The organism is Roseateles sp. P2_H4 (assembly GCF_056403315.1).
In genome coordinates this window covers 161,704-173,658 of the sequence record NZ_JBFUFR010000002.1, presented here as the reverse complement: position 1 = coordinate 173,658, position 11,955 = coordinate 161,704, and the positions used below count along the sequence as shown (strand labels likewise).

Annotated in this window: 14 protein-coding genes and 1 pseudogene; 5 read left to right on the top strand and 10 right to left on the bottom strand. The window is 67.6% G+C overall.

The window, feature by feature from the left end; genetic code table 11:
- Window positions 1-92 precede the first annotated feature (92 nt).
- Window positions 93-1,016, top strand: coding sequence for a LysR family transcriptional regulator (locus tag AC1DW3_RS02505; protein ID WP_477928268.1), 924 nt, complete (start codon window positions 93-95; stop codon window positions 1,014-1,016).
- Here AC1DW3_RS02505 and AC1DW3_RS02500 read toward each other — a convergent pair.
- The 4 genes and pseudogenes from AC1DW3_RS02500 to AC1DW3_RS02485 form a co-directional block, all read right to left on the bottom strand.
- Window positions 1,013-1,765 carry an MgtC/SapB family protein gene (locus tag AC1DW3_RS02500; protein ID WP_477928266.1) on the bottom strand — a complete coding sequence of 251 codons (753 nt, stop codon included), beginning with the start codon at window positions 1,763-1,765 and terminating at the stop codon, window positions 1,013-1,015. The two genes, AC1DW3_RS02505 and AC1DW3_RS02500, sit on opposite strands and share 4 nt — an antisense overlap.
- Window positions 1,766-1,853: 88 nt before the next feature.
- Window positions 1,854-2,270 carry a PilZ domain-containing protein gene (locus AC1DW3_RS02495; protein WP_477928264.1) on the bottom strand — a complete coding sequence of 139 codons (417 nt, stop codon included), beginning with the start codon at window positions 2,268-2,270 and terminating at the stop codon, window positions 1,854-1,856.
- A gap of 93 nt (window positions 2,271-2,363) precedes the next feature.
- Window positions 2,364-2,711, bottom strand: a complete 348-nt coding sequence (locus AC1DW3_RS02490; RefSeq protein WP_477928400.1) for an FKBP-type peptidyl-prolyl cis-trans isomerase — start codon at window positions 2,709-2,711, stop codon at window positions 2,364-2,366.
- A gap of 30 nt (window positions 2,712-2,741) precedes the next feature.
- Window positions 2,742-3,086: pseudogene (locus AC1DW3_RS02485) on the bottom strand (FKBP-type peptidyl-prolyl cis-trans isomerase); the annotation flags it as partial.
- 120 nt (window positions 3,087-3,206) lie between these two features.
- On the opposite strand from AC1DW3_RS02485, the gene AC1DW3_RS02480 reads away from it, so the two are divergent.
- Window positions 3,207-3,638 carry a hypothetical protein gene (locus AC1DW3_RS02480; RefSeq protein WP_477928262.1) on the top strand — a complete coding sequence of 144 codons (432 nt, stop codon included), beginning with the start codon at window positions 3,207-3,209 and terminating at the stop codon, window positions 3,636-3,638.
- On the top strand, window positions 3,580-4,131 hold the full coding sequence (locus tag AC1DW3_RS02475; RefSeq protein WP_477928261.1) for a DUF4124 domain-containing protein: 552 nt from the start codon (window positions 3,580-3,582) through the stop codon (window positions 4,129-4,131). Before AC1DW3_RS02480 ends, AC1DW3_RS02475 begins: the two co-directional genes overlap by 59 nt.
- Before the next feature lie 6 nt (window positions 4,132-4,137).
- On the opposite strand, the gene gluQRS is transcribed toward AC1DW3_RS02475, so the two are convergent.
- Together gluQRS and AC1DW3_RS02465 are read right to left on the bottom strand one after the other, a co-directional pair.
- On the bottom strand, window positions 4,138-4,995 hold the full coding sequence (gene gluQRS / locus AC1DW3_RS02470) for a tRNA glutamyl-Q(34) synthetase GluQRS (protein WP_477928259.1): 858 nt from the start codon (window positions 4,993-4,995) through the stop codon (window positions 4,138-4,140).
- Window positions 4,992-5,960 carry a LysR family transcriptional regulator gene (locus AC1DW3_RS02465; protein WP_477928257.1) on the bottom strand — a complete coding sequence of 323 codons (969 nt, stop codon included), beginning with the start codon at window positions 5,958-5,960 and terminating at the stop codon, window positions 4,992-4,994. The genes gluQRS and AC1DW3_RS02465 overlap by 4 nt, the downstream gene beginning before the upstream one ends.
- A gap of 112 nt (window positions 5,961-6,072) precedes the next feature.
- On the opposite strand from AC1DW3_RS02465, the gene AC1DW3_RS02460 reads away from it, so the two are divergent.
- Both AC1DW3_RS02460 and AC1DW3_RS02455 read left to right on the top strand, forming a co-directional pair.
- The gene (locus AC1DW3_RS02460; RefSeq protein WP_477928398.1) at window positions 6,073-6,795 is read left to right on the top strand and encodes a pirin family protein; all 723 of its coding nucleotides are present in this window, start codon (window positions 6,073-6,075) and stop codon (window positions 6,793-6,795) included.
- Window positions 6,796-6,829: 34 nt separating this feature from the next.
- Window positions 6,830-7,384 carry a flavodoxin family protein gene (locus AC1DW3_RS02455; protein WP_477928255.1) on the top strand — a complete coding sequence of 185 codons (555 nt, stop codon included), beginning with the start codon at window positions 6,830-6,832 and terminating at the stop codon, window positions 7,382-7,384.
- Here AC1DW3_RS02455 and AC1DW3_RS02450 read toward each other — a convergent pair.
- From AC1DW3_RS02450 to AC1DW3_RS02435, 4 genes are all read right to left on the bottom strand, one after another.
- Window positions 7,381-8,553 carry a DUF1501 domain-containing protein gene (locus tag AC1DW3_RS02450; RefSeq protein ID WP_477928253.1) on the bottom strand — a complete coding sequence of 391 codons (1,173 nt, stop codon included), beginning with the start codon at window positions 8,551-8,553 and terminating at the stop codon, window positions 7,381-7,383. The genes AC1DW3_RS02455 and AC1DW3_RS02450 overlap by 4 nt on opposite strands.
- Before the next feature lie 4 nt (window positions 8,554-8,557).
- Window positions 8,558-10,075 (bottom strand): DUF1800 domain-containing protein, encoded by a 1,518-nt coding sequence (locus tag AC1DW3_RS02445; protein ID WP_477928251.1) that lies wholly within the window; start codon window positions 10,073-10,075, stop codon window positions 8,558-8,560.
- 97 nt (window positions 10,076-10,172) lie between these two features.
- Window positions 10,173-11,165: a sulfate ABC transporter substrate-binding protein gene (locus tag AC1DW3_RS02440; protein WP_477928249.1), complete on the bottom strand. Its 993-nt coding sequence runs from the start codon at window positions 11,163-11,165 to the stop codon at window positions 10,173-10,175.
- A gap of 104 nt (window positions 11,166-11,269) precedes the next feature.
- Window positions 11,270-11,821 (bottom strand): PEP-CTERM sorting domain-containing protein, encoded by a 552-nt coding sequence (locus tag AC1DW3_RS02435; RefSeq protein WP_477928247.1) that lies wholly within the window; start codon window positions 11,819-11,821, stop codon window positions 11,270-11,272.
- Window positions 11,822-11,955: the final 134 nt, after the last annotated feature.

The window sequence follows — 11,955 nt, the reverse complement described above, 5'->3', positions numbered from 1 at the left end:
AATCGAACAATGCTGAAAGCGATTCGTGATGATCGGCAATCGGGCACAATGAATCAAACGAAACGTTTTCGGGTTCATCAACAGTTCTGCTCATGCAAACACCACTGGAACTGCGCCATCTGCGCACCCTGGTCGCCCTGCGCGAGGCCGGCAACCTGTCCCGCGCGGCGCAGTTGCTGAACCTGACGCAATCGGCGCTTTCGCATCAACTCAAGGCCCTGGAAGAGCACTACGGTGCCGAGCTGTTCGCGCGCAAGAGCAACCCGCTGGTGTTTGGCGTCGTCGGCCAGCGGCTGCTGAAGCTGGCGGACTCGGTGCTGCCCCAGGTCGATGAGGCCGACCGCGATGTGCGCCGGCTGGTGGATGGTTCGGCCGGCCAGTTGCGCATCGCCGTGGAATGCCACACCTGCTTCGACTGGCTGATGCCGGCCATGGATGCCTTCCGCGGGCGCTGGCCCGAGGTGGAGTTGGACATCGTGTCCGGCTTCCAGGCCGACCCGGTGGGCCTGCTGCATCAGGACCGCGCCGAGCTGGCCATCGTGTCCGACGTGGATGCCGACGAGACCGGCGTCGTCGTGCATCCGCTGTTCAGCTTCGAGATCGTCGCGCTGCTGCCCAAGGGTCATGTCTTGCTCGCCAAGCCCTGGCTGGAGGCGGGCGACTTTGCCGACCACACCCTCATCACCTACCCCGTGCCCGACGAGATGCTCGACCTCGTGCGCCGCGTGCTGCAGCCGGCCGGCGTCACGCCGCCGCGCCGCACCAGTGAGCTGACGGTCGCCATGCTGCAGCTGGTGGCCAGTGGCCGCGGCATCGCGGCGCTGCCGCTGTGGGCGGTGGAGAACTACCTGGCGCGCGGCTATGTGGCGCGCCAGCGCATTGGCGAACAAGGGCTGACGGGGCGGCTGTATGCGGTCAGCACCGAGGGCCTGGCGGCCAAGCCTTTCCTGGCCGACTTCGTGCGGCTGATGCGCGAGACCTCGTTGCTGAACCTGGCCGCCGTCAGCCTGCTCTAGTTGCGCGCGTGGGTCACGCGGTAGCCGGCCACGCCGGGCAGCTCATGCAGGCGGCCGGTAAAGCGGCACAGCGTCTGGCCCTTGAAGTTCTGCTTGGCGGTGCAGACGAAGCGCCACTCCTCGTGGTCGCCCTGCTTCTCGATGCTCAGCGAGCCGGGCGCGAAGCGGTAGCCCAGGCCGTCGGCGAACTCGGCCAGCTCGGCCTGCGTGAAGCGCCGGCCCGATTCGCCGCGCAGCGTCACGGCGATGGCCGGGTGTGAGGGCAGGCGGCTCTCCAGCTTGGCGCCCCACATCATCAACGTCGCGCACAGCAGCGTCAGCGCGATGGCGGCGAAGTAGAAGCCCATGCCCAGCACGATGCCGATGGCCGAGGCCGCCCACATCGAGGCGGCCGTCGTCAGCCCGGAGATGTTCATGCCCTCGCGCATGATGACGCCGGCGCACAGGAAGCCGATGCCGGTCACCACGCCCTGGATGACCCGCGTCGGGTCGGTGAATTGCGGCAGTGAGCCGCCAGCCATGTGGCCGCCGAACCATTGGTCGGGATAGCCGACGAGGATGGTCACGGCACAGGACGCCATGCAGACCAGCGCATAGGTGCGCATGCCCGCCGCGCGCCCGTGGTAGGCCCGCTCATAACCGAGCAGCAGGCCCAGCAGCATGGCGCCCATGAGATGCATCAGCATCAGCACATTGGCGGCCCATTGGCTGTCGGTCCAGTAGCGCAGCAGGTGGTCGGCTTCGAGCATGGGCGTGGCCGGTGGCGGGGCGATGCTGCCCCGAGGCCACGCTATCCCAGTCTGATACGGCCCGCCAGAGGGGCCGTTGTATGCCTGCTCAGGCGAGAGCCGTCATGCGCTCCACGAGCACACAGCGCACCCATTTGCGCGCCGTGATCTGGGCAGTCTGGGCCAGCAGGAACTCCTCGGCCTGGGAGTTGGGCGACGCGAACTCGAAGCCGCCGAGCTGCACGATGCGGCTCAGCGGCCGTGTCCAGACGCGACGCACCTCGGCGCTGAACAGGGGCACGCCCTCGTCCTCGCCGAGCAGCAGGCGCAGCTCATAGTGCTGGGCCTCCAACGGCGGTTCGGCCGCGGCCAGGATCTGCAGGCCCGCCTCGCTGAGGTTGACGACGACACCGCCGCGCGCCTCGGCGAGGCCATCGGGCTTGATGACCCAGACCGGCAACTGCTCATGCTCGTCGGGTACCAGGAAGAACTCGACGCGAGGGAAACGGCGCTGGTCAATCGACATGATGTGATCTGGGTGCGTGAACGGACTGGATCAAAGCATCCGCGAATGACAGGCGCTTGTCAGCAGCGCCGCCGTCCCCTGATTTGACTACGGTCAAACCGCGAGCAGATCGACTTCGAACAGCAGCGTCGCGTTCGGGGGAATGACGCCACCGGCACCGTGGGCGCCATAGCCCAGCTCGGGCGGCAGCACCAGCATGCGCGTGCCGCCGACCTTCATGCCCTGCACGCCTTCGTCCCAGCCGGCGATGACCTCGCCGCCGCCCAGACGGAACTTGAAGGGCTGGCCGCGGTCCTTGCTGGAGTCGAACTTCTTGCCCTTCATGCCGTCCTTGTAGAGCCAGCCGGTGTAGTGCACCGACACGCGCTGGCCCTTGGTGGCTTCGGCGCCATCGCCGACGACACGGTCCTCGTACTGCAGGCCGGTGGAGGTGGTGTGCAGATTGAGTTCGACGTGCTCGGGGCCGCCGGCCAGGCCGAGCAGTTCCACGTCGAAGCACAGCGTCGCATTCGGCGGAATGACGCCGCCGGCGCCGCGCGCGCCATAACCCAGCTCGGCCGGGATGATCAGCGTGCGCTTGCCACCGATCTTCATGCCCTGCACGCCCTCGTCCCAGCCCTTGATGACCATGCCGGCGCCCAGCTCGAACTCGAAGGGGTCGCCGCGGTCCTTGCTGGAGTCGAACTTGGCGTTCTTGGCACCGTCGACCCACAGCCAGCCGGTGTAGTGCACGGTGACGTCCTGGCCGGCCGCCGCCTGCTTGCCGTCGCCTTCGACGGTATCTTCAAACTGCAGACCGCTGGGCGTGGTGTTCATGGGAAATCCTTGAGCTGTTGGAGAAAGGCGGGATTGTCGCCGCGTGACCCGTCGGGCGCGACTCGGGCAGGGCAAACACGTTCTTGGCGGCCCAGATCGCTACGCACACAATTGTTTGACATGACTTTGCTGGATTCCGTCCTCGTCGTTGCCGTGCTGGGCGCTATCGCCTGGCTGGTTGTCAGCCAAAGGAGGAGGCTCAGAAGGGAGGTCGACTCGAAATTGCGCTCTGCCGTGTTGCACACGGAGGAAGGCGAGACCGTTTTCGATGGTGCGCAGGCCGTGGTGCTGCTCAAGGACTATGAGCACAGGGGAGGAGACGAAGGGCCCGCACTCAGCGCCAAGTACCTGTGCAAGATGCCGGGCGGCGCGGCCTATTGGGTCATCGTCGACTCGGCCTTCGGCGAGTCACCGGCCCAGGCGGAGATCTGCGAGCTGATCCAGGCCGAGGTGGACGATGTGCTGACAACCTATCCTTATTTGAAGCACCTCCATGCGCATCTCCAGCGTGGTGCCCACGCGCCTGTGGCCGCCGCTCATGTCGAACCTTAGCTCGCAAGCGATGCGCATCTCCTCGCTCGCCCTCGCTGCAGTGCTTCTCGCGGCAGCCGGCGCGCCGCTGCACGCCCAGACCCTCTACAAATCCATTGGCCCCGATGGCAAGGTCGTCTACAGCGACCAACCACCGACGACGGGCAAACTGGAAAAGACCCTGGATGTGCAGACCCTTCCCAATACGGCCATTCCGCCGGAGGTTCTGAAGGAGATGGAGCGGTTGAAGAAGGAGGGCAAGACGACAGCGGCCGCGCCCCTCGGCGGAACAGTTCTGTTCAGCGCGACCTGGTGCGGGTATTGCCGCCAGGCCAAGGCCCACCTCGCGCAGCGAGGCATCACTTATCGCGACTTCGACATCGACACGCCAGACGGGCGAACGGCTTTCGTGCAGTTTGCCGGCGGCGGCGGTGTGCCCTTCTTGATCAAGAACGGTGAAAAGCTGCGTGGCTACAGCCGCGATGGTTACGAGGCACTGCTCGCGCGCCGGTGACCTGCCTCAACCGCCGGCCTGCGCCAGCCATTGCGGCACGAGCCGGGCCAGGGTTTCGGGGGGCGCCAGCGCTGCAGACAGCTGCAGGCCCAGCCTGAGCGCCGCCTCACGCAGTCGCGCCGGCGGGTCGACCAGATCCAGCGCCGCCGCCCCGTTCTGCTTGGACAGCTTGTGTCCATCCGCCGCCATCACCAGCGGCGTGTGCAGATAGCGCGGCGTGGGCAGGCCCAGCGCCCGCTGCAGCGCGATCTGTCGTGGCGTGTTGTCCGCCAGGTCTTCGCCACGAACGACATCGGTGATGCCTTGTTCGGCATCGTCGACGACGACGGCAAGCTGGTAGGCCCATAGGCCGTCCGCGCGCTTCAGCACGAAGTCGCCGACCTCGGTTTCCAGGTCCTGGCTGTGGGTGCCCAGGTGGCGGTCCTGCCAGTCGATGCGGCCCTCCGCACGAAAGCGCCAGGCGCGCACCGGTCTGCCCTGCGTGCCATTGCGGCAGGTACCGGGGTAGATCAGTTCGCCATGCTTGGCCCTGGGGCCGGCGGCCGCCGCGATCTCGGCGCGTGTGCAGGCGCAGCCATAGACGTGGCCGGACGTGATCAGCTTCTCCAATGCGGCCTGGTAAAGCTCGCCGCGGCGTGATTGCCAGACCGGTGGTTCATCGGGCACCAGGCCCAGCGCCGTGAGCTGGCCCAGGATGATCTCGTCCATCCCGGGCGGGCAGCGCGGGCCGTCAACGTCTTCGATACGCACCAGCCACTGGCCGCCGTGGGCGCGCGCATCCAGCCAGCTGGCCAGCGCGGCCACCAGCGAGCCGGCATGCAGGGGGCCGGTGGGCGAGGGCGCGAAGCGGCCGCGATAGCTCAAAGCAGCAGCCCTTCGTGCTGTTCGAGCAGCGCCTTGCGCGTGGTCTCGCTGCGCAGCTTGTCCACCCACCAGGCCAGGGCCTTGCCCGGCGTCTGGCCGGTGTCGCGCCAGGCGTAATGCATCTTGCCGGCGCGGCGGCCCTCGTAGGTGGCCTTGCGCACGAGGCGGCCGGCCTCGATGTGGCGGCGCACCATGGGCACCGGCAGCGAGCCGCAGCCCAGGCCGCGCATCATGGCCTCCAGCTTGATGGCCAGCGACGGCACCGTCAGCACGTCCTGGCCGGGCAGCAGGCCGACGCTGAGCGGCGCCATCAGCCGGGCGCTGTCGGCCACGGCAATGATGCGGTGCTCGGCGATCTGGCTGGCCGTCAGCGGTTCGGGCAGGTTGGCCAGCGGGTGGTGGGGCGCGATGCAGAAGGCGAACTCCAGCTCACCCGCGATCTCGCAGTGGATGCCGCTGTTCTGCAGCTGGCCTGGCACACCGATGGCCACGTCGGCCTGGCCATGCAGCAGGGCCTCCCAGGTGCCGGCCAGCACCTCCACGCGCAGCTTGAGCCGGGTCGGCGGTGGGCCGCCGCCGTCGATCTTCTCGGCGTAGAAGGCTTCCATCAGGTCGAACAGGGCGCGGCGGGCGATGGCGTCGTCCACGGCGAGGGTCAGCTCGCTCTCCCAGCCGGTGGAGATGCGGCGCACGCGGTTGGCGACGGCGTCCAGTTCCTGCAGCAGGCGCCGGCCCTCGTGCAGCAGCTCCTGGCCGGCCGCGGTCAGCACGGCCTGGCGGGAGCTGCGGTCGAACAGCAGCACGTCGAGCGCATCTTCCAGCTGGCGCACTGAATAGGTCAGCGCCGAGGGCACCCGGCCCATCTCGCGGGCCGCGGCGGCAAAGCTGCCGGTGCGGGCGATGGTGTCCATCATGGACAGGGCCTCGGGGGTCAGCGCGCGGCGCTTGTCTTGGGGGTTCGACATCCGTTCAGTCTATTTGAACGGTGTCCTCAGAGCCGCTTGTCGATGGCGGTGACCCTGGCTCCTACATTGACTCCATCGCAAGCAAACCAAGGAGCCCAGCATGCAAAACCAGGTGATGCAACTGATCAAGTCCAGCGACCGCGGCTACGCCGACCACGGCTGGCTGAAGTCCTTCCACAGCTTCTCCTTCGCCGACTACTACGACCCGGCCCGCATGGGCTTTGGCGCCCTGCGCGTCATCAACGAGGACAAGGTGGCCGCCGGCAAGGGCTTCGGCACTCACGGCCACCGCGACATGGAGATCATCAGCTATGTGCTCTCGGGCGAACTGGCGCACAAGGACAGCATGGGCAACGGCGAGGTCGGCGGTGCCAACGCCGGCGTCATCCGCCCCGGTGACGTGCAGCGCATGAGTGCCGGCACCGGCGTGATGCACAGCGAGTTCAACCACGCCAAGGACGAGACGACGCACTTCCTGCAGATCTGGATTCAACCGGATGCACGCGGCATTGCGCCGAGCTATGAGCAGAAGCATTTCGACGCGACCTCCAAGCGCGGCCAGCTGCGCCTCGTCGCTGCCAACGATGGCGCGCAAGGCTCGGTGACCCTCCACGCCGACGCGCGCCTGTATGCCGGCCTCTTCGACGGCGCGGAACAAGCGGAGCTCGAACTGGCGCCCGGTCGCCTCGCCTACGTGCACCTCGTGCGCGGCGCGCTTAGCGTGAATGGACAAGACCTGACAACCGGTGATGCCTTGCAGATTCGCGAAACATCGCGCCTCGCGTTGACGGCCGGCAAGGATGCTGAAGTTCTGGTCTTCGACCTCGCGGCCTGAGTTCTCTCCACCCCACCCACACAGAAAGTCCTCCATGAGCAAGATCGTTGTCGTCTACCACTCCGGCTACGGCCACACCAAGCGCGTCGCCGAGACCGTCGCCGAGAGCGCTGGCGCCAAACTCATCGCCATCGATGCCGAGGGCAACATCACCGACGCCGATTGGGAAGCGCTGGCCGGGGCCGACGCCATCGTCTTCGGCTCGCCCACCTACATGGGCGCCGCCAGCTGGCAGTTCAAGAAGTTTGCCGACGCCTCCAGCAAGGTCTGGTTCACCCAGGGCTGGAAGGACAAGCTGGCCGCCGGCTTCACCAACAGCGCGTCGATGAACGGCGACAAGCTGTCGACGCTGCACTACTTCTTCACGCTGAGCCAGCAGCACTCCATGCTGTGGGTGGGCACCGGCATGATGCCGTCCAACAAGAAGAGCTCGACGCGTGACGACATCAACTACGTCGCCTCCTTCGGCGGCCTGATGACCACCTCGCCGAGCGACGCGTCGCCCGCCGAGATGGCCGCCGGCGACTTTGCGACCGCCAAGGTCTTTGGCGAGCGCATCAAGACGGTGGCCGCCCGCCTCGCGCGCTAAACCAGGCCGAGATCGCGCGCACTGGCCCCGGGGAAGACCGTGGCCAGCTGCGCGTCGTTCAGGCCGTACATGCGGCGCATCAGGCCGCCGAACAGGGCGCGGTACTCGTTGAGCACCGGGTAGTCGCGGTTCTGGAACAGCGTGGAGGCCTTGACCTCCACCTGTTCGCCGGCAATGCGCCCGCCCTTCACGCCGCCGCCCAGCACCCAGTAGGCGCTGCCGTGGCCGTGGTCGGTGCCGCGGTTGCCGTTCTCGCGGAACGTGCGGCCGAACTCGCTGACCACCACCACCACGGTGTTGTTCCACTGCGGCCCCATCTCGTCGGCGAATGTCGCCAGGCCCTTGCCCAGTTCGCCCAGGCGGTTGGCGAGCTGGCCGGTCGCGCCGCCTTCGCCGACATGGGTGTCCCAACCGCCGACGTCGATGAAGCCCAGCGTGACGCGCTCGCGCATCAGCCGCGCGATGCGGCGCGCCTCCAGCGCAAAACCCTTGGCCGCGATGGCACCGCGGCTGGCCGCTTCCATCTCGCCAGCCATTTCCCGCGAGACCTCGTCGCGCACCTCGAAGCCGCCGCTGACCGTGCCGGCCAGGCGGGTGTGGGCATACATGCCGGCGATGACCTGGGCCTGGGGCCCGCTGATGGCCGGCTTGCCCAGGTCGCGCAGCGCCTGGTTGGCGACGGGCAGATTGCCGCGCAGGATCAGCGGCACCTGGTCGGTGAAGGCCATGGCTTCCAGACGGGAGCCCGCACCGAGCACGCCGGCCAGGCGATTCATGAAGCCGCTGCGGAAGTCGCGCGAGCCCTCGTCCGGCTGGCCCAGTTCGATATGGTCCTGCGTCTCGAAGTGGCTGCGCGTCGTGTCGTTGGTGCCGGCAAAGGGCACGAAGGCGGCCTGCTGCTTCAGCCACAGCGGGTGGATGCTGTCGGCCACCGCGGGTGCGAGGCCCCAGTCGGCGTCCAGCGGCAGCGCCACCGACTTGGCGATGGCGATATTGGGCCGCGCCTCGTAGTAGAAGCTCGACGACGTCGGCACCAGCAGATTGGCGGCGTCGTAGGCGCCGCGCAGGAAGACGACAAGCAGGCGGGGCGTGTCAGGTGCAGCGGCCCAGAGTCGGGTGGGCAGCAGCGTGGCACCCAGGCCGAGTTGGAGCAGAAGGCGTCGGTCCATCACATCACCTGTGCATGAAGTCGGGGGAGGCCAGCAGGTAGGTGTTCCATTCCTGCGGCGACGTGGCCTGGGCCAGGGCCTGCTGCGTGGCCGTGGCCAGGCGCGGCGCGATGCCCTCGTAGTACAGCGGGTGGGCAATCTGCGGGAAGGCGGGCCTGTCCTTGGCCTCGCCGTCGACCTTGAAGAGGCCGGCACTGCCGCTGCCGATGGCCCGGGCGATCTCGAAGCGCGTCGTCATCTGGCCCGGGCCGGCCCAGGCGCTCTCGTCCATGGCATAGCCATCGGGCGTCTGGCGGTTGTAGGGCGCCTGGCCGAGGCGGTAGAGCCAACCGATCATGGGGCCGGTGTTCAGCACCACCTTGTCGGCATAGGCCAGGCGCACGGCCGAGACGACATAGTGCGTCGGGTCCTTGAACTTGCGGCCCAGCGACGCCTCGAACTCCGGCGCGCCGACCATGGCGCGCAGCACCTCGGCGATGCGGCCGTCGCTCTGCAGCCAGCGCTCGGCCATGCGTTCGACCAGGGCCGGTGGCGGCTCGTCGGCGATGAAATACTGGGCCAGCTTGCGCGACACGAAGTGCGCCGTGCTCGGATGCTTGGCCAGCAGGTCCAGCACCTGCTCCAGTTCCGCCTCGCCCTGGCCCTTGACGGTGATGCCGAGCAACTGCTTGTCGCCGAAGTCATGCCGGGCGGGGTTGAACTCCATCAGCCCATCGCGGCGGTACTGGGCTTCCTGGGCCGGCTTGAGCTTGGGTTTGTTGTCCGTCGCGTTCACGCCCAGGCCGGTCAGCACGCGGGCAAGCTCCTGCACGTCGCGCTGGCTGTAGCCGCCGCCCACGCCCAGGGTGTGCAGCTCGAGCAACTCGCGTGCGTAGTTCTCGTTGATGCGGTTGGCCGCGTTCTGCTCGTTGTCGAGATAGCGCAGCATGGCCGGGTGGTGGGCCGTGTAGCCGAGCAGGTCGCGGAAGCGCCCGAGGGAGCGCTCGCGCAGGCCCTGCTCGTAGTCGCCCACCATGACGCGCAGATTGTTCTTGTACTGGTGGACGTTGAAGTGGTTGAACCAGAACCAGCTCAGCTGCTCCTGCACCTGGTTGGGCGAGTACAGCGCATTCAGCAGCTGCCGCGTCGAGGCCTCGCGGGCGAGCTTGGTCAGGGCCTGCTGGTAGTTCTTCTGCGCCTCCGCCTTGGCCGCGTCCTCGGTCAGCGCGTCGGCGGCCTTGCGCTGGGCTTCCATCTGCTGCACCAGCGGCAGCAGCGGCTGGGTGATGGAAAGTGCCTGGATCTGTGCCTTGGCGGCCTCGGGTAATGCCGCTGTGTCGACGGGTTTGAGCTGGGCGTCGAGCCAGGCCTCGCGGCCCTTGGCCTGCACGGCCTTGAGGTCGGTGCTGCTGGCGCCCCAAGTGAGACGGTCCAGCCAGAGCGTGTCTTGGGCTGGACCGTGTGCGGAGGTGACCGGTGGCGGCGCCGTGGCGCAGCCAGCAAGGCTGATGAGCAGAGCGGTGCTGAGCGCGAGTTTTCTCATGGCGGCCTCATGATGAGGCCGCTCAACGCCCGCTGTCGAGACGGGGATGACCGGAGCAACAAGACTTCACATCTTGTCGGTCCAGTGAGTCGGCGCGTTACTTGGAACCCGGTGCGTAGATCTGGTCGAACACGCCGCCGTCGTCGAAATGGGTCTTCTGGGCCTGGCGCCAGTTGCCGAAGTACTCGTCCAGCGTGAAGAGCTTGACCGGGCCGAACTGCTTGGCGAACTTGGCCGCGACCTTGGCGTCACGCGGGCGGTAGTAGTTCTTGGCCGCGATCTCCTGGCCCTCGGGGCTGTAGAGGTAGTTCAGATAGGCCTCGGCCTGCTTGCGCGTGCCGCGCTTGTCGACGACCTTGTCGACGATGGCGACCGGCGGCTCGGCCAGGATGGACACGCTGGGCGTGACGATCTCGAACTTGTCGGGGCCGAGCTCCTTGACGGCCAGATAGGCCTCGTTTTCCCAGGCGATCAGCACGTCGCCGATGCCGCGCTCCACGAACGTCGTCGTCGAGCCGCGGGCGCCCGAGTCCAGCACCTTGGTATTGGCGTAGATGCGCTTGACGAAGTCCTTGGCCGAATCCGGCGTGCCACCATTCTTCAGCGCATAGCCCCAGGCTGCCAGGTAGTTCCAGCGAGCACCGCCGCTGGTCTTGGGGTTGGGCGTGATGACGTCGACACCGCTGCGGGCCAGGTCGGGCCAGTTGCTGATCTTCTTCGGGTTGCCCTTGCGCACCAGGAAGACGATGGTCGATGTGTAGGGGCTGGCGTTGTTGGGCAGCTTTTTCTGCCAGTCCAGCGGCAGCAGCTTGTGGTCGGCCACGGCGTCGATGTCATAGGCCAGGGCCAGCGTGACGACGTCGGCCTCCAGGCCGTCGATGACGGCTCGGGCCTGTTTCCCCGAGCCGCCGCGCGAGGCCTTGACGCTGACGGTCTCGCCGGTCTTGGCCTTCCACTGCGCCGCGAAGGCCTTGTTGAAGTCCTGGTAGAGCTCGCGCGTCGGGTCGTAGGAGACGTTCAACAGCGAGGTCTGTGCCAACGCGCCGGTGGCGGCGATGGCAAGGGAAAGTGCGGTGAGAAGGCGGCGCATGAGCAGTGGCTGGAGTGAGGACGTTCACTCTAGGCAAGGCCAGCACCCTGGGCAAAGAAGAAGAACGTACTAGCTCATGCAGGCCTTGCTCGGGCCTGGCGCTGTCAGCGCGCGGATCGGCGGCGGCTGAGCAGCAGCCCGCCCAGCGCGGCCGCGGCCAGCGCCCAGGTGCCGGGCTCCGGCAGGCTGCCGGTGATGCGGGCCTGGGTGACCATATTGTCCCGGCCGCCGTTGGCGCCCAGGTTCACGAGGCCGGAAATGAAATTGCTGTTGTTGCCGGTGCTGACGGTGTCGCCGACATGCCAGTTGGCCAGGAAAGCCGATTGGCCGGTGTAGCTGAACACCAGCGCCGTGCTGCCGCCGAAGTCGTGCAGGGCATCCAGCGAGAGCTGTGGCGCCACGGCCGTCGCCAGATTGCACAGCGCCGTGTCGAACAGGTTCAGGTTGAAGCGCGCATTGCCCGTGAAGGGGTGGGCGGCGTCGGCGGTCCACGAGGCGGTCCAGGCGCCGCTGGCGTCCCATTGCAGTTGAACGCCCACGACGTCGCCGACGGGGCTGGCGTCACCCGCGGGGTCGCTCCATTGCAGGCTGAGCGGCCCGGCGGCGGCCAGTTGGGTGCTCAGCGCGACGGCGAGCAAGGCGACAAGGCGTTTCATGGCGGGGCTCCTCCAGACTTCGTGGCTTGAGCCTAAGCCAGCCTGCGAGGGCCGTGTGCGCCGGTGGTCGGCCAGGAATGGCCGGCCAGGCGCCCGGATGCGCCGGGCGTGACAAGCTTGGCGCCCTTCGGCCG